Raw genomic sequence first — 18,830 nt, 5'->3', positions numbered from 1 at the left:
TCCGTCTCGCCGCTAACGCAGAGCCGGCTCGGGCGTCATCCCGGATTCCGCCGCCTCTAGGGGGGCCTCTTCGCGGATATCGGTGCGCGAGTTCATCGCCAGCACCACCATGCAGAGCGCCGCCAGTATCGCGCCACCGCAGAGCAGCACGGGGTGTGTCAGCACCGGCAGCGTGTCGCTGAGCATCGTCAGCATCATCGGCACCCCGAAGCCCAGGTAGGTCAGCCCGTAGAAGACGGCGGTGAGTCCGGCCAGGTCCGTGGGCCCGGCGATCCGGTTCACCTCCTGGAGCCCGCTGACCAGTGCCGTCCCATACCCCGCACCCAGCACCAGCGCGGCGATCAGGACCCATGGGATCGTGAGCCGGTGCGCGGCAACGGCGGCCAGCGCCATCCCCGCGGCGACCAGCGCCAGCCCGATGATGCCGAGCCGCGCGGTACCCGGCCGATCGATCCTGGGCGCAAGCAGCTGTGCGGTGAAACCGCAGCCCAGGCAGACCAGACAGCACAACGCGGAGAACGCGATGCGCTCGCCCGGGAGTGTCGGGGCGATGAGCGTGGGCAGCACCGCGTACGCCACCGCCGCCGAGCCGAACACCCAGGGCGCCAAAGGCATCACAACGAACAGGAAGCGGCGACGGCGCGCGGCAGGGATCTTCAGATCGTCCACCAGCCGGCCCGGCGCGCGCTCGGCCGCAGATTCCGGAACCGAAAGTGCCAGTACCGCACCGGGAATTGTGATCGCGATGTTGACCAGGAACGCCAGGTGCTGTGGCCAGGGGCCCCACTGCGCCAACGCTCCGGCCACGGCCGCGCCGAGCGCGAATCCCGCGGTCAGGCTCATGGCTCCGCGCCGCGCACCGGCGCCGATCCGGTCAAACGGGGGAGCCGACAGTTCCTTGACCCATGAGCTTCCTGCGGCCATGGCCAGGCCCAGCGCGATACCGGAGAACACCCGCCCCGTGAAGAGCAGCGCGAAATGCTGTGCCCCCAGGGCCAGCACCAGGGACCCCGCCATCGAGATGAACGGGGCCGGCAGCATCACCGCACGTCGGCCGTAACGGTCCGAAAGTGGTCCGCCCAGGAAGAGCGCCGGGATGATGCCCAGCACGTAGGCGAACAACAGTGTGTCAACGGATGCGGCAGATTGCCCGGCCTGCCGATACATCACCAGCAGCGGGGTGAACTCATTACCGCCCCAGGCAATTCCGAACATCGCGAGGGCCACCCGCTGCCATGGCGCCAGCAGTCGGCTAGTCACGCTCGGTCACCACTTTCATGTGCTCCACCAGCTCGACGCTGAAGCGTGCCGCGTCGCCCGCCGCGAGCGCGTCCACCAGCGCGCGGTGCCCGGCAACCGAGCGTGCGACCCGCACCGGGTCTACCCCGATGGCGGCCGCCGCCATTCGGCGCTGACGCTCGCGCAGGCTGTCGTAGAAGTTCTCCAGCAGTGGGTTTCCGAGCTTGGCCACGATCGCGCGGTGGAAGTCCACGTCTGCGGCGGCAAAACCTGCGGCATCGCCCTGCGCGGCACGCCCCAATTGCACCTCGATGAGTGCTGACAGGTCTGACAGCAGTGCCGGAGATGCGCCTCGTTCGGCAATGCGCGCCGCGGCAGCACTCTCCACGACGCGACGCGCGTCGACGACGTGTCGGCGTTCCTCCGGGGTGATAGGCACGACCAGCGCCCCGCGCTTGGGATAGAGCCGCAGCCAGCCTTCGGTTTCAAGCCTCAGGAAGGCTTCCCGCACGGGAGTGCGGCTACACCCCATCCGCGCCGAGATCTCTCCTTCGCTCAGCAGCTCACCGCCGGGGATATCGCCGCTGAGGATGCGCTCCTTTACCGAGCGATATGCCTCTTCACTTGCGGAGATGGCAACTGTTCGAATAATAGACACAACTTGTATCTAAGATGATGGCGATAGCTATAGCAAACCGAAAAACACACTTCACGGGGTGTTCAGCGTCACGTTGAGCCGGTGATCGATGCCACCGTCACCGCAGACGCACCGCCTCGCTAGCGGGCCGCCTGCTCGTCGGCGATCCGCTTGTCCAGCTTTGCGTCGAACGTGTTGGCAAGCGCCGTGCACGCCGTCGGGTCAATCATCGGATTCGGGTCACGTTGCGCCGCGAGCCTGTTCAGCTTCGTGATGTCGTCGGCTTGTTCGGGGTGCACGGAGAACAAGATGTCGCAGGGCAGCGCGCGCACCGTCTGAATGCTCTGCCGGAACCTCGAGACGTGACCGGGCGCAAAACGGTAGTTACCGGTGGCGACAGCATTGAGGCTATCGGCGTAGACCATGTCCAGGCACCGGCCTCCCTCGCACGATTTCCAGGTCCAGCTGACACCGCCGGGTGTGTGACCCGGCGTGAAATGCGCTGTCACCGCGACATTTCCGAGCTTCAGCACCTCCCCATCGGCTATCTCCCGCACTCGTTCAACGGCAGGGAAGGCTGCATTCGCGGTATCGGAGGCCTGCGGATCATCGGCGGACACGTGCCCGGCGCGCAGCGACTGTGCACCGATAGGGCTCGATACCGCGGTGGCACCACTGTCATGAACCACCGCGGCGATACCGCCGGCATGGTCGACGTGAGTATGCGAGGACAACACGTACTTCAGGTCCTCGACGGCGAAACCAAGCGTGCGGATGTTGTCCTCCACCTGGGGCGCCGACTGCGGCATGCCCACGTCCAGAAGAATGAGGCCCTCGTCGGTCCGAATCAGTACCGAACTGATGCCCTCGGTCCCGACGTAGTAGGTGTCACCGTGCACACGGATGGGCGCACGCGGCTGCGTCCAGATCGGGTCTCCCGCCACCGGCGCGGTCAGCGAGTTCCCATGTTCGTGCTGTTCGGGCCCCTGCGGCGAGGCGGTACAGCCCGCGACAAGGGCGGCGAGAGCGGCGGCGGCGAGCAGTTTCACGATCTCCATGCCTACCACCTCACCGAACACCCGAGCACGCGGATTTAGACGCGTGCTTCGATAACACCATGCAACGCACTATCTACACCGAGGACCACGACGCGTTCCGGGAGTCCGTGAAGACATTCGTGCAGCGCCACGTCGAGCCGCGCGCCGAGAACTTCATCGAGCAGCGCTACATCGACCGCGAGCTGTGGCTAGAGGCCGGCAAGCAGGGCTACCTGGGGCTCGACGTGCCCGAGGAGTTCGGCGGCAGCAGTGCCGGCGACTACCGCTACAACGCGGTTCTGCAGGAGGAGCTGTCGCGCTCCAGCGCCGCACTGGCCTCCTCGATGTCCATCCACTTCGACATCGTCGCCCCCTACCTGGTCGAGCTGACCACCGATGAGCAGAAGCAGCGCTGGCTGCCGAAGTTCTGTAGCGGCGAGATGATCACCGCCATCGGCATGACCGAACCGTCGGGTGGCTCCGATCTGGCAGCCCTCAAGACCACCGCGGTCAAGGACGGTGACGACTGGGTCATCAACGGCTCCAAGACGTTCATCACCAACGGCGCGCGTGCCGATCTCGTCGTCGTCGCCGCGCGCACCGCACCCGAGCTCAAGGCCAAGGGCATCACCTTGTTCGCCGTCGAAGAGGGCATGCCCGGCTTCGAGCGCGGCCGCAAGCTGGACAAGGTGGGCCAGCCCGAGGCCGATACCGCCGAACTGTTCTTCACCGATGTGCGGGTGCCCGCCGAGAACGTGATCGGCGAGGTCAACCAGGGATTCATCTCCATGATGCAGCGCCTGCCCCAGGAGCGGATGGGCTGTGCGGTCGCCAACATCGCCCACGCGGCCGCCGTGCTGGAGGAGACGATCGAGTACGCCAAGGAGCGCAAGGCGTTCGGTCAGCAGATCGGCAGCCTGCAGTACAACAAGTTCCTCATCGCCGAGCTCGTCACCAAACTCGAAGCGGCGCAGGTGTATGTCGATCAGGGTGTGCTCGCGCACAGCAAGGGCGAGCTCTCGGCGATCGATGCCGCGAAGGCCAAGTGGTGGTCCTCTCAGGTGCAGAACGAGGTCATCGACGCCTGCGTGCAGCTGCACGGTGGCTACGGCTACATGAAGGAATACCGCGTCGCACGGGCCTGGATGGACGCGCGCGTCACCAAGATCTGGGCCGGTTCCAACGAGATCATGAAGGAGCTCATCGGTCGCGACCTGGGCTTCTGATCCGACCCCGCCCGGGCCGCTACCGTCGAATGGGAATCTGGCGAGGCGTTTGGCCGGAATTTCCTCGTGAGATTCCCACTCGGTGAAAGGGCATCATGACTGACGACGGACGCATACGGGTTCCAGCCGACCTGGACTCGGTGACGAACATCGGCAGCGGCGATCAGGCCGAGGACCACTCCGAGATCGATCCCGCCGCCGTTGAGCGCATTTGGCAGGCGGCCCGGCACTGGTATCAGGCGGGCATGCACCCGGCGATCCAGGTGTGTTTGCGGCACAAGGGAAAAGTGATCCTCAACCGTGCCATCGGGCACGGATGGGGTAACGCGCCCACCGATCCCGCCGACGCCGAGAAGATCCCCGTCACCACCGACACACCGTTTTGCGTGTACTCGGCCGCCAAGGCCGTCTCGACGACGGTGATGCATCTACTCATCGAACGCGGAGCGCTCTCGCTCGACGCCCGTGTCTGCGAGTACCTGCCCACCTTCACCAGCCGCGGCAAGGATCGCATCACCATCCGCCACGTGCTGACGCACAGCGCGGGCATCCCGGTGCCCACCGGACCCCGGCCGGATGTCACCCGGATGGATGACAGTGAGTACACCCGCGAACAGCTCGGCCAGCTGCGCCCGCTTTACCGTCCCGGCCTGGTGCACATGTATCACGCACTAACCTGGGGGCCGTTGGTGCGCGAGATCGTGCTCGGTGCGACCGGTAAGAGCATCCGCGACATCCTTGCCACCGAAATCCTTGATCCCCTTGGGTTCCGGTGGACCAACTACGGTGTGGCCCCGGAGGATGTGCCGTTGGTGGCGCCGAGCCATCCCACCGGTAAGCCACTGCCCGCGCCCATGCGCGCGGCCTTCCGGGCGGTGGTCGGCGGGACGATGCACGAGATCATCCCGATGTCGAACCAGCCCTTCTTCCTCACCGGCGTGGTGCCGTCGTCCAACACCGTCTCCACCGCGAACGAACTGTCCCGATTTGCCGAGATCCTCTGCCGGGGTGGCGAACTCGATGGGGTACGGATCATGTCCCCCGAGACCATCCGGGCCGCGGCGGCACCGGCCCGGCGCCTGCGGCCGGACATGGCAACCGGCGGCATGCCGATGCGCTGGGGGACCGGATACATGCTGGGCTCCAAGCGGTTCGGACCATTCGGGCGCAACTCGCCTGCGGCGTTCGGGCATACCGGGCTGGTGGACATCGCCGTGTGGGCGGACCCCGCCCGTGCGCTATCCGTCGGTGTGGTCAGCAGCGGCAAGCCGGGTAACCACAAGGAAGCCAAGCGCTACCCGGCCCTGCTGGACCTCATCGCCGCGGAGGTACCGCTCGTCTCCTGATGTTTCAGCACGCGTTTACGGGGTACACCTCGCGTGGATCGGGGAAGCAAGAACTGCCCCAGCGAAGGAAACATCGACATGACGCTCTCCCACACCCGCATTCGCCGTGCCACCAGCACCGCCGGTGTGCTCGGGTTCATCACCGCGACGGCCCTATTGCCCACGGCGTCGGCCGCGCCGGACTGTAGCCGCGAGAGGCTCTCCGACACCGTCGGCTCCACAACGATCGCCGCCCGCGGATACCTCGACAATCACCCCGGTGCACGGGCGGTGCTCGACGCCGCGCCCGACCAGCCGCGCGCCCAGGCCGCCGCGAACATCCGCGCGTACTTCACCGCCAACCCCGCCGAGTACCACGAGCTGCGCGGCATCCTGGCCCCGATCGGTGCTGCCCAGCGCGAATGCAATGTCACCGTGCTGCCGCCGGGCCTGGCCTCCGCGTACGACGAGTTCATGGCCGGCTGAGCTCGGCTAAAGCTCCAGGCCGAGCAACGCGTTCTCGATCAGCTCGGGCAGGGCCGGGTGTATCCAGTACTGACCTCGCGCCATCTCGCGCACCGGTATCGAGAAGCTCATCGCAGTGATCAGTGATTGGATCAACGCCGACGCCTGGTAGCCGACGATGTGCGCGCCAACCAGCAGCCCTGTCGACCGGTCGGCGACCAGCTTGCACAGCCCCTCGGTGTCCTCCATCGCCCATCCGTACGCGATGTCGCCATATGTCTGCACCTTGACCGCCACGTCGATCCCGCGTTGCCGCGCCTGGTCCTCTGACAACCCCACCGATGCCACCTGCGGACGGCTGAACACCGCGCCGGGGACAAACCGGTGATCGCTGGCGGTAGTCGGGGAATCCCAGCCGGACAGCAGATTCGCCTGTACCACCCGCGCTTCGTGATTGGCCACGTGCTTGAGCAGATAATGCGAACTCACATCGCCGAGGGCGTAGATGCCGCGCACCGGTGTGCGCTGGTACTGGTCGACCGGCACCCGGCCCTGCTCGTCGAGCGCCAGTCCCGCCGCGGACACGTTCAGCTGATCACCGTTGGGGGTGCGTCCGGTGGCGACCAGCAGCACATCGCCGGTCACCGTTGATCCGTCGGTGAGGTCCAGTTCGACACCGTCACCATCGATCTCGCGAGCGGCCACCACTTCTGTGTTCAGCCGCACATCCCACCGCGCCGACACCACATCGGTGAAACGCTGCGCGATCGTCTCATCCTGCGCGCGCAACAGCCGCGGGCCGCGCGCGATCACCGTGACCGCCGAGCCCAAGCCACTGAAAACGTGCGCGAACTCGGCGGCGATGAAGCCACTGCCCACGATCACCACCCGCTCGGGTAACTCCGGTAGACGCATGATGTCGTCGTTGGTGTGAAAGGCCACGCCGCTGTCGGTGATCACCGGCGGGATGACCGGACGTGAACCCGCGGCGATGACCAGCTGCCGGGCCTCCAGGATCGTGCCGTCCGCCAGCTGGAGTCGATGGATCGGGTCGCCGTCGGTATCGGTGCCCGGCGCCATGAATCGCGCTTCTTGCTGAAAGACCGTGATGTTGGGGCAGTCCTCGACGCGGTAGCGCAACCCACCCGCCGCGATCGGGTCGATCCTGCCGAAGACGCGTTCACGGATCTCGGCCCAGCGAGTTCCCCGCACCGAGCTGTCCACACCGAGCCGCGAGCCGTCACGGGCCTCGTCGGCCAGGTCTGCGGGGTAGACGAACATCTTGGTGGGTATGCAACCGACATTCAGGCAGGTGCCACCGTAGGCGCCCGCGTACACACCGCGATCGACGATCGCGATCTTCTGGTCCGCGAAGCGGTCATCGGGCAACGAGTTTCCGCTGCCGGAACCGATGATGACGAGGTCGTACACCTGTTCTCCATCCGTTGAGGGCGCGCTCTCTCGGTGCCGAGCGTTCGCCCCTTACGCTGCCATATCGGCCGGCACCGTGACGCACACCCGGGTACCGGCGCCCGGCGCCGACGTGATCGCGACATCGCCGCCCGCGGCGTTGATGGGAACCGTCAGCGAGGCCAGCCCGATGTGCCCGTCGGCGACCGACGCGGACAGATCACGCGGATCGAAGCCCTTGCCGTCATCGGCGACCACCAGCGTGAGGAGATCGTCATCTCGAGCCAGCTCGACGTGAATGTTCTTGGCACGTCCATGCTTCACCGCATTGGTCAATAGCTCTTTGACCGCGCGATACACCAGCGGCTGGGCCGGGGGACTGCCCACTTCCTGCAGCTCAGTGCTGACCTCGACGGTGCCCCGCGCCGCGTACTGTCGGCCGAGCTCACGAACCGCCGCCGTCAATCCCAGCTCGGCGAGCACCTGCGGATGCAGGGCCGACACCGCGCCGCGCAATTCCGCTGCCGTGTCGCGCAACGACGCATGCACCGCCACCAACACCGGATCAGGTTGTCGTTCAAGAACTTCCTCGATTTCCAGGCGTGCCGCCAGCAGATTCTGCAGCGGGCCGTCATGCAAGCGCTCGGCGACTTCGCGGTTGTGCCGTTCCTCGGCGCGCATCGCTTCCAGCACCAGCTGCTCGCGCGTGCGCAAGAGCTGCTCGACGTGTTCGGAGCGGCGTTTGAGCACGAAGCACATTCCGGCGGTCGCAGCGGCCAGCCACAGCAGTGTCACAACGGTGAGGTACTCGTCGCCGGGAATACCGTCGATATTGCCACTCCTGGTGTAGAACACCAGAACACCCAAATACCCTGCAGCGGTGATGGTTCCGAGGACAGCCGTCACAGCCGGACGCTCTTGGAAGGCCACCGAAACGGGAAGCAGGAAGAACACCGGGAGTAATTCCGACGTGCCGTAACCGGAGGCCACACACAGCGCCACCACGGCGGCGATGTCCACGGCGGTGGCGGCAGGGGCCACCCACATCGGGACATGTCCGCGCACCGCGATCAGCACCCACACAATCGCGGACACCGTGTACACGGCCAGTACCCCGTAATACACACCGACATGCCACATTTCGATGTTCGGGTTAGACCCCAGCAGCACAATCAGCACGATCAGGGGCAGACGTAGCCAGGCCGAAACCCGCATGGGTTCAGCGGTGAAGTACCCGGCCACCCGCTCCAGCGCCACGGCTACTCGAGCAATCCACGCCGCATGGCCTCGGCTACCGCCGCCGCCCGGTCACCGACGCCGAGTTTTTCGTACAGCCGCTGCACGTGCGTTTTCACAGTGGACGGAGCCAGGAACAGTTGCTTGGCCATGGCCGGCACGGTGAGGCCGTCGGCGATCATCCGGAGCACCTCACGTTCACGCGTGCTCAACGACGGGCCTGCCGGTTGTGCGCGCTTGCGGATCTCACCGGCCAGTCCCGCCGTGAGGCTGGCCGCCACCACGTCCCGGCCCCGCGCGCAGTCGAGCACCGCACTGACCAGTTCCGCGCGCGTGGATTCCTTCGACAGGAAGCCCGCGGCACCCTCCGCCAGCGCGTGATAGACGATCGCCGCGTCGTCATGCGCCGAGAGCAGCAGTACCCGGGTGCGCAGCTCGTCGCGGCGCACGGCCGCCGCCACCTGCGTCCCGTCGAGCTCCGGCATCCGGTAATCGAGCAGCGCGACGTCGGGCTGGTGCTCTCTGATCAACGCGAGCGCACCGGCGCCATCCTGAGCCTCCGCCACCACGGATATCTGGCCGCTTCCGGTCAGCGCCCGCACCACACCCTCGCGAAAAAGCGGGTGGTCATCGCCGACAACCACCCGCACAAGTTCGCCGCTCACCTGCACAAACGCAAGCTTGGCACGCCAAATCCACGTGTGTCCCCCAATTGGGGGACATCAAGATCCTCCGGTGTATCAGCCGGTCGCCCGACATACATTCCGGCCTCCGCGCCGCATCGTTGAAGTATCACCAAGCAACCCGGTGATCCAACTCAAAGGCCCACTGGCACAGGAGAAATCATGAAGAAGTACATCATCGCCGGAACCGCAGCCGCCGCCCTCGCGCTGGCGCCACTCGGCTTCGCCCTCGGCACCGCATCCGCTCAGACCGACGGCTCCAACGCCCAACAGACCGTCAGCGAGCTTCAGGCACAGGGCTACAGCGTGATCGTCAGCAAGACCGGATCCAAGGCCCTCAACCAGTGCACCGCCAGCAGCGTGCGTCCCGGTCAGACCACCGTGCGGTCCGATTACGGCCTGCCGAGCAACAAGCGTCCGGGCGTCTTCACCAACACCACGACCACCAAGACCATGTATGTGGATGTGACCTGCTGATTTAGCTCCGGTACCGACTACATACCAACCTCGTTCCATTTGATGCCGATTCAGACACGGGTGGGTAACGGCCCTCGCCAACCGCGCAACGACCATAAGAGACTGCGTATGCGACGGGTCTCACGCTGCCCGCGATGCAGATCGAAACTGTCGGAGCGCTGGGGCCAAACGGCTTCTGGTGGAGGAGGAGATTGCCGTGAGTGCGCCCAACGATTCCCCGGCGGACGGCTCCGAGGACGAGATCCTCGACCGGACCGGACCCATCATCCCCATCAAGCTGGGCGCACACGCCAAACGGCAGCGCGCCGAAGCCGTCTCGCTGCAGCAGCGCCAGCCCGAAGCGGAACCCCGCCCACTGCAACTGCCCCCTCGTGGCCCGCTGTCCATCGTCGATGCCGTGCCGCCCCACGATCCGCATGTCGACCTCCCTCCGGCCATCGGCGATGCCTTGGGAGCGCAGCTTCGTTCAGAAATTCTGCCCTCGCCGCGTCGGCCCGCGTCCATTGGTTGGCGTAAGTGGGTGTACCGCGGGAGTTTTGGCGTCATCAACCCGGGCGAATCCCGTGAAGAGGCCGAGCTTCGTGAGCTGACCGCCGTGGTGCGCACCCCTTGGCGGGGTATCCACTCCCTGGCGGTGCTGGGCGGAAACGGCGGCGTCGGCAAGACGATGATCACCGCGGCCCTCGGTTCGGTGCTTTCAGAGCTGCGCCGCAAGGACATGGTGCTGGCCACCGACGCCGATCCGGGCCAGTCGGCCAACCTGGCATCGTGGATTGATCCATCGGCCTCGTCCACCTTCGCCGATGTGCTGGCCCAAGACGAACCCGAGCGCAACTTCGATCTGCGCTTCTTCGTCGGCCAGAATCCGGTGACCGGCCTGGATGTGCTTGCCGCCAACGCACATTCGGTGCGTCCGCGCGGAGAACTCAATTCCGAGATCTACACCCAGGCCCACAATCGGCTGCAGCGGCTCTACAGCCTGCTGCTCACCGATACCGGCGTGGACTTCTGGCATCCGGTGATGCCCGGCGTGCTGCGGTGCGCCAACGGCGTGGTGCTGGTTGCGGCCGCCACGCCGGTCGGCGCCGAGGGCGCTGTCCGCGCGATCGAGTGGCTCATTTCCGAGGGTTACGAGTATCTGATCCCCCGCATGGTGGTGGTGATCAACCACGTCCGCGGCTACGACAGTCGCGAGGATCGCAGGAACTCCGAGCGTTTGGTCGCGGCGATGGTCGCCCGGTTCCATCGCTGGATCTCGCCGAACCACATCGTCGCCGTGCCCTATGACCCGCATATCGCCACGGCGGGCCCGCTGGACATCCATCAGCTGCAGCCCGAGACCTGGCATGGCCTGGTCACCGCGGCGGCCTCGGTCTCGGCCGGCCTGGCGAGCGCCTGGAGCGTCTAGTCGCCACAGACCGTCCGACCCCCGCGAAGCGTCTCAAGCAGCTCCCGGTACGGGCCGACTACGTAGGCAGTATCTCCAGCCGAAAGGCGGGTATCCCGACGGGGATGCAGCCGGATCGGTAGGCCCGGCCGGGATATCGCGATGACCCGCGTCTTCGTGGACAAGTCGGCCATCCGCATTCCGGCCAGTTCACTACCTTCTTCGACCAGCACCCCGCCCACGGTGAAGGATTGCTGCCCCACCGAGAAGGTGCCCAGCACCTGCAGTCCCATCGCAGCGCCGATGAACCAGGGCGCCGCGAGTTCGACAGTGGAACGCAGATTCTCGAATCCGAATCGCTGCGCCACAGCCGTTCCGAGCGTGCGGTCAAAGACCCGAACCACCAGCGGCACGTCGGACCATCTGGCCCCCAACCGGTTTCGCACCACAATTCCGGTTTCGATATTGGTGACGTCGTCTTGGGTGAGCACCGCGACCGCCGCTGCCTCGTCGAGTCGCGCCGCATCCCACGTCTGCGGCAGGGTCGCGTCGCCGAATATCACCGGGATCCCCAGGTCGGTGACCGTCGCCAGGTATCGGTTGCTCTCCGAGCGCTCGATGATGACGACGTCGCAACCGGCCGCTTTTAGATCTGTTGCCACCCGGACGCCAAAGGAGCCCACACCGACGACGATGACGTGATCCGAGAGTTCGCGCACCTTCCGGCGACCCGAATTCTGCGCGATGCGCCGTGACAGCAGCAGATCCACCACAAAGGCCATCACCACCGCGGTAGTGGCGATTCCGGCGAACATCAGGAAGATACTGAACAATCGCAGCCACGTCGGCTGATCGACGAAGCTGAAGTCCCCGTATCCGACGGTGGCGATCGTCTCAGTAGAAAAGTACAGCGCATCAACGTAACTCATTCCGGGCCGCTGGTAGGTGTACCGCAGCAGAACGGTCGCTCCGACCAGTAGCCCTAAGGCAACGCCCAACGCCCGGAAGAAGATCGGATTCACATCGTCGCGAAAGGCGCGAACGCCGTCCAGCAATCGCGATAAGGGGGAACGCCGCCGCCGCATCTTCGTCCGCCCCGACACAGCGACAATCCCCTGGGCCGCCAGCTCCTCTTCCGTACCGATCATTGCCGCCCAATCACCCTCGCGAACCGCAAGATCCCGCCCCGGGCACGCGACCACCTCTCCCGGGGTGGGCGAGCCTTCTCCATGGACGACCGCCACCGGGGCCAAGTCTCCGTAAATCCCTCGTAGGGTCCCCTCCCGCGGCACGGTCGCTCCCGAAACAATGAAATCGACACCGGCCGCGGGAATGACGTGGGTGGTGCGCCGCAGACATGCCTCCACCACCGAGCTCGCCGTCAGATCCGCGACGCTGAGCACCGCACCCGGCCCGTTGTCCGCGGCGACGGCCGCGCGCAGCACATCATTGGCCAGACGGGCAATGACCCTCATCGTGGGGTTGAGTTGCCTTGCCAGTAAGGCAATCTCGAGGTTCTTCTCGTCGTCGGAGCTCGCGCACACAATGGCAGTGGCATCGACGACACCCGCTGCGGTCAGGCCTTCTGCGCCGGGCAACGCTGAGACGACGACCCCTGCGCTCCATAACTCCTCGGCAATACGCACCGCCAGCGCGTCCTTGCCGTACACGATCGTGTGTCCCTGCACTGAGCTTCCCCTTCTCACCGCGCTCTTCCCCGCGTGACATGCTCGGGCAAACACGTTTCACCCTGGTCAACAGTGCATTTCCACAGTTTGACGCCGAGTCGGTGGCAGCGCGGGCAGCGCGTTTATGATTGCGTGAGTGTCCGACCTGTCCCGCGCCGAGATCCGCGCGCGCCTCGACGGCGTGACCCTTCGCGACGCGTCCCGGCTCGGCCGCCGCCTCAAAAACCTGCGCAACCCGGCCGACGCCGAGAAACTCCTCGAACAGATCTCCACCGCCGAGGCACTGGTGGCCACCCGGACCGCTGCCGTCCCGACGATCACGTACCCGGACCTACCCGTCAGCGCGCATCGGGACGAACTCGCCCGCGCAATTTCCGCGCATCAGGTGGTCGTCGTCGCCGGCGCCACCGGCTCGGGGAAAACCACACAGCTTCCCAAGATCTGTCTGGAGCTGGGCCGTGGCATCCGTGGCACCATCGGCCACACCCAGCCACGCCGACTCGCGGCACGCACCGTCGCCGAACGTATCGCCGAGGAACTGGGCACGCCCCTTGGCGAAACCGTGGGCTACACCGTCAGATTCACCGACCAAGCCAGCGACCGCACCCTGGTCAAGCTGATGACTGACGGCATTCTGCTCGCGGAGATCCAGCGCGATCGACGGCTACTGCGCTACGACACCCTCATCCTCGACGAGGCGCACGAACGTAGCCTCAACATCGACTTCCTCCTGGGCTATCTGCGCGAGCTGCTGCCACAGCGGCCCGACCTGAAGATCATCGTCACCTCGGCCACCATTGAGCCGCAACGCTTTGCGGAGCACTTCGGGGGCGCACCCATCGTCGAGGTGTCCGGGCGGACGTACCCGGTCGAGATCCGCTACCGGCCGCTGGAAGTCCCTATTTCCAGTGATTCGTCAGATGATCCGGACGACCCCGACCATGAAATCGTCCGTACCGAGATCCGCGACCAGACCGAGGCAATCGCCGACGCCGTCCGCGAGCTGGAAGCCGAACCACCCGGAGACGTATTGGTATTTCTGTCGGGTGAGCGCGAGATCCGCGATTGCGCCGAGACGCTGCGTGGCAGCTTCCGCAACACCGAAATTCTTCCGTTGTACGCACGTCTACCAACAGCAGAGCAGCATAAGGTCTTTGCGCCCCACACCGGCCGGCGCGTGGTGCTAGCGACCAACGTCGCCGAAACCTCCCTGACCGTTCCGGGCATCCGCTACGTCATCGACCCCGGCACCGCACGCATCTCCCGCTACAGCCGGCGCACCAAGGTGCAGCGCCTGCCCATCGAACCCATCTCCCAGGCGTCGGCCGCCCAGCGCTCCGGCCGTTCCGGACGCACGGCACCCGGTATCTGCATCCGGCTGTACTCCGAACAAGACTTCGAGGCCCGGCCCCGCTACACCGATCCGGAGATCCTGCGCACCAACCTTGCCGCCGTCATCCTGCAGATGGCGGCGCTGCAGCTCGGCGATATCGAGAACTTCCCGTTTCTGGATCCACCCGACAAACGCAGCATCCGCGATGGTGTGCAGCTGCTGCAGGAATTGGGTGCGTTCGATACCGGCGGCGCCATCACCGAGCTGGGGCGACGGCTGGCACGGCTGCCCCTCGACCCACGCATCGGCCGGATGATCTTGCAGGCCGATGCCGAGGGCTGCGTCGGGGAAATCCTGGTACTCGCGGCCGCACTGTCGATTCCCGATCCACGGGAACGACCGGCCGACCGCGAAGAGGCGGCTCGGCAAAAGCACGCGCGCTTCGCCAACGACCATTCCGACTTCAGTGCCTATCTCAATCTCTGGCGATACATCCAAGATCAACGAAGCCAACTCTCGGGCAGCGCCTTCCGGCGCATGTGCCGCGAGGAGTTCCTGCATTACCTGCGCATCCGGGAATGGCAGGACTTGGTGGGGCAGCTACGCAGCATCGCGCGTGACCTCGGCATCCGCGAGTCGGGTGAGCCCGCCGATCCGCAATTGGTCCACGCGGCCCTGATCGCGGGCCTGCTGTCCCATATCGGTCTGCGCGAAGGCGACTCCCGCGACTATTCCGGTGCACGCAACACCAAATTCGTACTCGCCCCTGGCTCGGTATTGACCAAGAAGCCTCCCCGGTGGGTGGTCGTTGCCGATCTGGTCGAGACCAGTCGGCTGTTCGGCCGGATCGCGGCCCGCGTCGAACCACAATCGGTAGAGCGGATCGCCGGGGATCTGGTGCAGCGTACCTACAGCGAGCCGCACTGGGACGCCGAGCGCGGATCTGTGATGGCCTTCGAGCGGGTGACTCTCTACGGGCTGCCACTGGTGCCGCGCCGCCGGGTGGGCTACGCGCAGGTGGATCCGGAGCTGGCTCGCGAGATGTTCATCCGGCACGCGCTGGTAGAGGGCGACTGGCAGAGCAAGCACCACTTCCTGCGGGACAACGCGCGACTGCTGCGCGAGCTGTCCGAGCTCGAGGACAAGGCGCGCCGGCGCGATCTGCTGGTGGGTGATGACGAGATCTTCACCCTGTACGCGGCACGCATACCGGAGGATGCCGTGTCCGCCAGGCATTTTGATGCCTGGTGGCGCAAACAGCGGCACAAGACGCCCGCTCTACTGACGTTCACACGTGACGATCTGCTGCGTTCCGAACACGCGATCGACGATATGCCCAACACCTGGAGGTCCGGTGATGTGGCGTTGCCTGTCAGTTATCGATTCGAACCCGGTGCGGCTGATGACGGCGTATCCGTGCATATTCCGGTCGAGGTTCTTGCTCGCCTGGGCGGCGACGAATTCGCTTGGCATGTGCCGGCTCTGCGTGAAGAACTGATCACCGCGCTGATCCGTTCGCTACCGAAGGATCTGCGCCGCAACTTTGTTCCCGCGCCCGACACCGCCCGGGCGGTGCTCGAGAACATTGCGCCCGGATCCGAACCGCTGGTGTACGCGTTGGGGCGGGAGCTGCACCGGCTCACCGGCATCCGTGTACCCACCGACGCGTTCGACCTGGACAAAGTGCCCCCGCACCTGCGGGTGACCTTCGTGGTCGAGTCCGCCGACGGCACCGAGGTGGCACGTGACAAGGACCTCGATGCGCTGCAGCAACAGCTCGCGGGCTCCACCCGCCAGGCCGTGGCGGCGGCGGTCGCGGGGGATTGGGAGCGCAGGGATCTACGCGGCTGGCCGGAGGACTTACCCGAATTGCCCTGCACCGTGGAACAAGTCAGCGGCGCCCACACCGTACGCGGATATCCGGCGCTGGTGGATACGGGCAACGCGGTGGACATTCACGTCTTCGCCACCGCTGCCGAGCAACGGGCCTCCATGGCGGCGGGCACCCGTCGCCTGCTGCGGCTGTCGATTCCGTCGCCGATGAAAGCCGTTGAACGCGGCCTGGACCCGCGATCCCGGCTCGTACTCTCGTCCAACCCAGATGGTTCCTTGGCCGCGTTGCTCGACGACTGTGCCGACGCAGCCGTCGATCTGCTTGCCCCCGCACCGGTATGGACCCGGGCAGAGTTCACGGCGCTCCGCGATCGTACGGCACAGAGTCTGGCAGCCACCACGCTCGATACCGTGCGCCGTGCCCAGAAGGTTGTGACGGCCTGGAGTGAGGTACACGTGGCGCTGCCCACCACAGTGCCTGCGGTGCAGGCCGATGCGATCGCCGACATGCGCGATCAGCTCGCCAGACTCCTGGAGGCGGGATTCGTCGCGGCCACCGGCGCCGCGAAGCTGGCCGATCTTGCGCGTTACGTCACCGCGATCGGTAAGCGACTGGAACGTCTGCCCCAGGGGGTGGAGGCGGACCGCGAACGCATGCAACGCGTGCATGCAGTCGAGGACGTCTACGACGATCTGCTGCGTGATCTACCCGCCGGGCGCTCCGATGATCCCGATATCAGGGATATCGCGTGGTTCATCGAGGAATTGCGGGTGAGCCTGTGGGCCCAGCAGCTCGGCACCGCGCGTGCGGTCAGTGAGCAACGAATCATCAAGGCCATCAACGCAGCTCGGTAGGTTTCGTCGGATCGGCAAAGCATAAGGGCCAGAAACTCTTGAGAGTTTCTGGCCCTTATGCGAATCGCTAGCCGGCGTTTATGCGCCCCATTTGGCTCCTTCTGCCATGTCGCGGGCGTTCATGGACAGGGTGTTGGTTTCGTGGGTGGTGCCCATGGCGCGGTAAGCGCGGATGAGTTCTTCCATCGCGGTGTTCCACTGAGCCTGCCAGGCGGCCTGGCTCATCGAGGTATCACCGTGCCAGGCCGCCTGCAGGGAAGCCTGCTGAGCGGCCAGGTCAGCACCCAGAGCGGTCAGCACACCGGAATAGGTGTTCATCTCGCCGGCGTGGGCCAGCATGGCGGGGTAGTTGAAAGTAATCTGCGACATTTCTATCTCCTCAAAAGTCCCGTTTTAGACACCGACGTAACGGCTGGCGGCGGCGGCATCCTCGGCCACATAGGTCGCGGCGGCATCACCAAGGTTGATCTGCGCGATATCGAGCAGCGCGTTGACCTTCGCGGCGACCTCCACGAACCGGGCGTGCGCAGCCTGGAAAGCCACCGAAGACTCACCGACATGGAACGCCTGCGCCGACAACGCCGCCGACTCCGCCTGCGAGATCGTCGAACGCATCAAAGCAGTCTTGGCACCAAAGGTGCCCTCCGCAGCCACCAGGGCCGGAATGTGCGCATCAAGCAAACTCATTGTTCCTCCTGAATTATGTTGTGTTGCATGTGATTCAAATGGTCAGTGAAGTGGGGCGGCCGGTCAGCTGCTGGACCCCCCTTCGGCGGGTCCGTCAGGTTCGGCTCCCCACGTGGTGGGGATCATGGGCATGGTGCGCGTGCCGTCCATGCTCTCCGAGGCGGTCTCGCGTTCGATCAGACCGGCCGCGCTGGTGCTCGAGGTACTCCTGGACACGGTCCCGGAAAAGCCGAGCTGGCCCGTGCCGCGAGAAGAAGCCCCCACGCCAGCAGGCTGCCGTGTTGTCTGTTCCGAAAAGTCCGGGTCCACGGTGGAATTCATGTCCATGAACTGCGGGGCCGGATCTTTGATCCGCGCCGCGCGCTTGCGGCGGGCACGTGAACGCGCCGCCGCGGCCGCGGCGGCCGCTGCGGAGATCCCCGCTGCCGGCGCCTTGGCACCTGCACCTTCATTCAATGTCGGCCCAAACCGCGCCGCCGGCGGATCCTCCTGCACCGCGTACACCATGTATGCGGGAGTGGCGGCCGCCGGAGCCGGTGATGTGGACGTGGGTGCACTGGAAGTCGTTGGGGCGGAGGATGAGCCGCCCGGCATCGACTGCCCTGACGGCACCTGCGCGAGCTGTAGATCCTGTTGGAGGTTGCGGCGCTCGATCCGTGCAGGCTCGCGGCCGGGCTCGTCCTCATGCCCGGGCTCTTCGATACCGGCGGGCGGAACCAGGGCTGAAAGAGCGAGTCCGAGCACAATCGGCAGCCAGGCCGGCGCCGAAAGCACAATGCCCCAGAAGGTGAACCCGAAGGGAATGAAGAACGCCTCGTACGCGATGAAGAACAACAGTGGGAACCACGCGAAGAACGCAGCGATCGGGTTCTTCATGAAGTCTTCGATCATGTCCTGGAGCGTGCCGAGCGGATTGGTCATGAACCGCATGAGCTGGTCGATCATGTTATTGCTGTTATCCAGCGCGGTGCCGGATTCGAGGGCTTGCGGTTGCGCCGCCATCGAGGTCATGTCGGCGGACATCCGCGACATTTCCCCACCCGGAGCCATGATCATCGGTGAGGGCTCCGTCGGAGCCGTAGCAGCCAGCGCTGTGGACGAGACCCCCTGGTAGACGCCCATCGTGGTGGCGGCCTGAACCCACATCCGGATGTAGTCGGCCTCATTGAGCGCGATCGGAATGGTGTTGATACCAAGGAAATTGGTGGCCAGCAGCACGCCATGAATCATGTGGTTGGCCGCCAGCTCGGCCAGCGTCGGCATCGCGGCCAGAGCCGTGGCATAACCGGCGGCGGCCGTCTCCTGCAATACC

The 18,830-nt window shown here is 65.7% G+C and carries 16 protein-coding genes; 6 read left to right on the top strand and 10 right to left on the bottom strand.

Features of this window, described 5'->3' with window-relative positions; translation table 11 throughout:
- Positions 1-12: 12 nt before the first annotated feature.
- The 3 genes from AOT87_RS18045 to bla all read right to left on the bottom strand — a co-directional run bounded on the left by AOT87_RS18045 (position 13) and on the right by bla (position 2,934).
- Positions 13-1,215, bottom strand: coding sequence for an MFS transporter (locus AOT87_RS18045; protein ID WP_030096213.1), 1,203 nt, complete (start codon positions 1,213-1,215; stop codon positions 13-15).
- 37 nt (positions 1,216-1,252) lie between these two features.
- Entirely contained in the window at positions 1,253-1,891 is a 639-nt protein-coding gene (locus tag AOT87_RS18040) for a GntR family transcriptional regulator (protein WP_057967375.1), read from the bottom strand.
- A 125-nt stretch (positions 1,892-2,016) separates the two neighbouring features.
- A complete protein-coding gene (bla, locus tag AOT87_RS18035) occupies positions 2,017-2,934 on the bottom strand; it encodes a subclass B3 metallo-beta-lactamase (RefSeq protein WP_057967376.1) in 918 nt (305 codons plus the stop codon).
- Positions 2,935-2,993: 59 nt separating this feature from the next.
- Between bla and AOT87_RS18030 the strand changes: the two genes are divergently transcribed.
- The 3 genes from AOT87_RS18030 to AOT87_RS18020 all read left to right on the top strand — a co-directional run bounded on the left by AOT87_RS18030 (position 2,994) and on the right by AOT87_RS18020 (position 5,950).
- Complete coding sequence (locus AOT87_RS18030) at positions 2,994-4,139, top strand: acyl-CoA dehydrogenase family protein (protein ID WP_030096216.1); 1,146 nt, start codon at positions 2,994-2,996, stop codon at positions 4,137-4,139.
- 95 nt (positions 4,140-4,234) lie between these two features.
- A complete protein-coding gene (gene lipE / locus AOT87_RS18025; RefSeq protein WP_057967359.1) occupies positions 4,235-5,485 on the top strand; it encodes a lipase LipE in 1,251 nt (416 codons plus the stop codon).
- 78 nt (positions 5,486-5,563) lie between these two features.
- The gene (locus tag AOT87_RS18020) at positions 5,564-5,950 is read left to right on the top strand and encodes a hemophore-related protein (RefSeq protein WP_057967360.1); all 387 of its coding nucleotides are present in this window, start codon (positions 5,564-5,566) and stop codon (positions 5,948-5,950) included.
- 6 nt (positions 5,951-5,956) lie between these two features.
- On the opposite strand, the gene AOT87_RS18015 is transcribed toward AOT87_RS18020, so the two are convergent.
- The 3 genes from AOT87_RS18015 to AOT87_RS18005 are packed head-to-tail and all read right to left on the bottom strand — an operon-like array spanning position 5,957 to position 9,225.
- A complete protein-coding gene (locus tag AOT87_RS18015; protein WP_057967361.1) occupies positions 5,957-7,360 on the bottom strand; it encodes a mycothione reductase in 1,404 nt (467 codons plus the stop codon).
- Between the two features lie 51 nt (positions 7,361-7,411).
- Positions 7,412-8,554, bottom strand: coding sequence for a sensor histidine kinase (locus tag AOT87_RS18010; RefSeq protein ID WP_057967377.1), 1,143 nt, complete (start codon positions 8,552-8,554; stop codon positions 7,412-7,414).
- Between the two features lie 44 nt (positions 8,555-8,598).
- Positions 8,599-9,225, bottom strand: a complete 627-nt coding sequence (locus AOT87_RS18005; protein ID WP_057967378.1) for a response regulator transcription factor — start codon at positions 9,223-9,225, stop codon at positions 8,599-8,601.
- A gap of 195 nt (positions 9,226-9,420) precedes the next feature.
- On the opposite strand from AOT87_RS18005, the gene AOT87_RS18000 reads away from it, so the two are divergent.
- Both AOT87_RS18000 and AOT87_RS17995 read left to right on the top strand, forming a co-directional pair.
- Complete coding sequence (locus AOT87_RS18000) at positions 9,421-9,735, top strand: hypothetical protein (protein WP_030096222.1); 315 nt, start codon at positions 9,421-9,423, stop codon at positions 9,733-9,735.
- 178 nt (positions 9,736-9,913) lie between these two features.
- On the top strand, positions 9,914-11,143 hold the full coding sequence (locus tag AOT87_RS17995) for a MinD/ParA family protein (RefSeq protein ID WP_057967362.1): 1,230 nt from the start codon (positions 9,914-9,916) through the stop codon (positions 11,141-11,143).
- On the opposite strand, the gene AOT87_RS17990 is transcribed toward AOT87_RS17995, so the two are convergent.
- Positions 11,140-12,810, bottom strand: coding sequence for an NAD-binding protein (locus AOT87_RS17990; protein ID WP_057969529.1), 1,671 nt, complete (start codon positions 12,808-12,810; stop codon positions 11,140-11,142). The genes AOT87_RS17995 and AOT87_RS17990 overlap by 4 nt on opposite strands.
- 136 nt (positions 12,811-12,946) lie before the next feature.
- Between AOT87_RS17990 and hrpA the strand changes: the two genes are divergently transcribed.
- Positions 12,947-16,831: an ATP-dependent RNA helicase HrpA gene (gene hrpA / locus AOT87_RS17985; protein ID WP_057969311.1), complete on the top strand. Its 3,885-nt coding sequence runs from the start codon at positions 12,947-12,949 to the stop codon at positions 16,829-16,831.
- A gap of 78 nt (positions 16,832-16,909) precedes the next feature.
- Here the strand turns inward: hrpA and AOT87_RS17980 are convergent, their stop codons facing one another.
- From AOT87_RS17980 to AOT87_RS17970, 3 genes are all read right to left on the bottom strand, one after another.
- Complete coding sequence (locus AOT87_RS17980) at positions 16,910-17,200, bottom strand: WXG100 family type VII secretion target (protein WP_030095673.1); 291 nt, start codon at positions 17,198-17,200, stop codon at positions 16,910-16,912.
- Positions 17,201-17,224: 24 nt separating this feature from the next.
- Positions 17,225-17,518: a type VII secretion protein EsxS gene (locus tag AOT87_RS17975; protein WP_030098163.1), complete on the bottom strand. Its 294-nt coding sequence runs from the start codon at positions 17,516-17,518 to the stop codon at positions 17,225-17,227.
- A 63-nt stretch (positions 17,519-17,581) separates the two neighbouring features.
- Positions 17,582-18,830: PPE domain-containing protein (locus tag AOT87_RS17970; RefSeq protein ID WP_057968304.1), on the bottom strand; the 1,249-nt coding region annotated here is incomplete at its 5' end.

Origin of the sequence: Mycobacteroides sp. H003 (assembly GCF_001440135.1) — a bacterium.
GTDB lineage: Bacteria > Actinomycetota > Actinomycetes > Mycobacteriales > Mycobacteriaceae > Mycobacterium > Mycobacterium gwanakae.
Note: the sequence above shows the minus strand (reverse complement) of the source record. Positions and strands in the feature narration are given on the sequence as shown.

Bases quoted from the DNA above. Each gene is read 5' to 3' on its own strand.
- AOT87_RS18045 (WP_030096213.1), bottom strand. From the start codon at position 1,215: ATGTTCGGAATTGCCTGGGGCGGTAATGAGTTCACCCCGCTGCTGGTG.
- bla (WP_057967376.1), bottom strand. From the start codon at position 2,934: ATGGAGATCGTGAAACTGCTCGCCGCCGCCGCTCTCGCCGCCCTTGTC.
- AOT87_RS18030 (WP_030096216.1), top strand. From the start codon at position 2,994: ATGCAACGCACTATCTACACCGAGGACCACGACGCGTTCCGGGAGTCC.
- lipE (WP_057967359.1), top strand. From the start codon at position 4,235: ATGACTGACGACGGACGCATACGGGTTCCAGCCGACCTGGACTCGGTG.
- AOT87_RS18020 (WP_057967360.1), top strand. From the start codon at position 5,564: ATGACGCTCTCCCACACCCGCATTCGCCGTGCCACCAGCACCGCCGGT.
- AOT87_RS18010 (WP_057967377.1), bottom strand. From the start codon at position 8,554: ATGCGGGTTTCGGCCTGGCTACGTCTGCCCCTGATCGTGCTGATTGTG.
- AOT87_RS18000 (WP_030096222.1), top strand. From the start codon at position 9,421: ATGAAGAAGTACATCATCGCCGGAACCGCAGCCGCCGCCCTCGCGCTG.
- AOT87_RS17980 (WP_030095673.1), bottom strand. From the start codon at position 17,200: ATGTCGCAGATTACTTTCAACTACCCCGCCATGCTGGCCCACGCCGGC.
- AOT87_RS17975 (WP_030098163.1), bottom strand. From the start codon at position 17,518: ATGAGTTTGCTTGATGCGCACATTCCGGCCCTGGTGGCTGCGGAGGGC.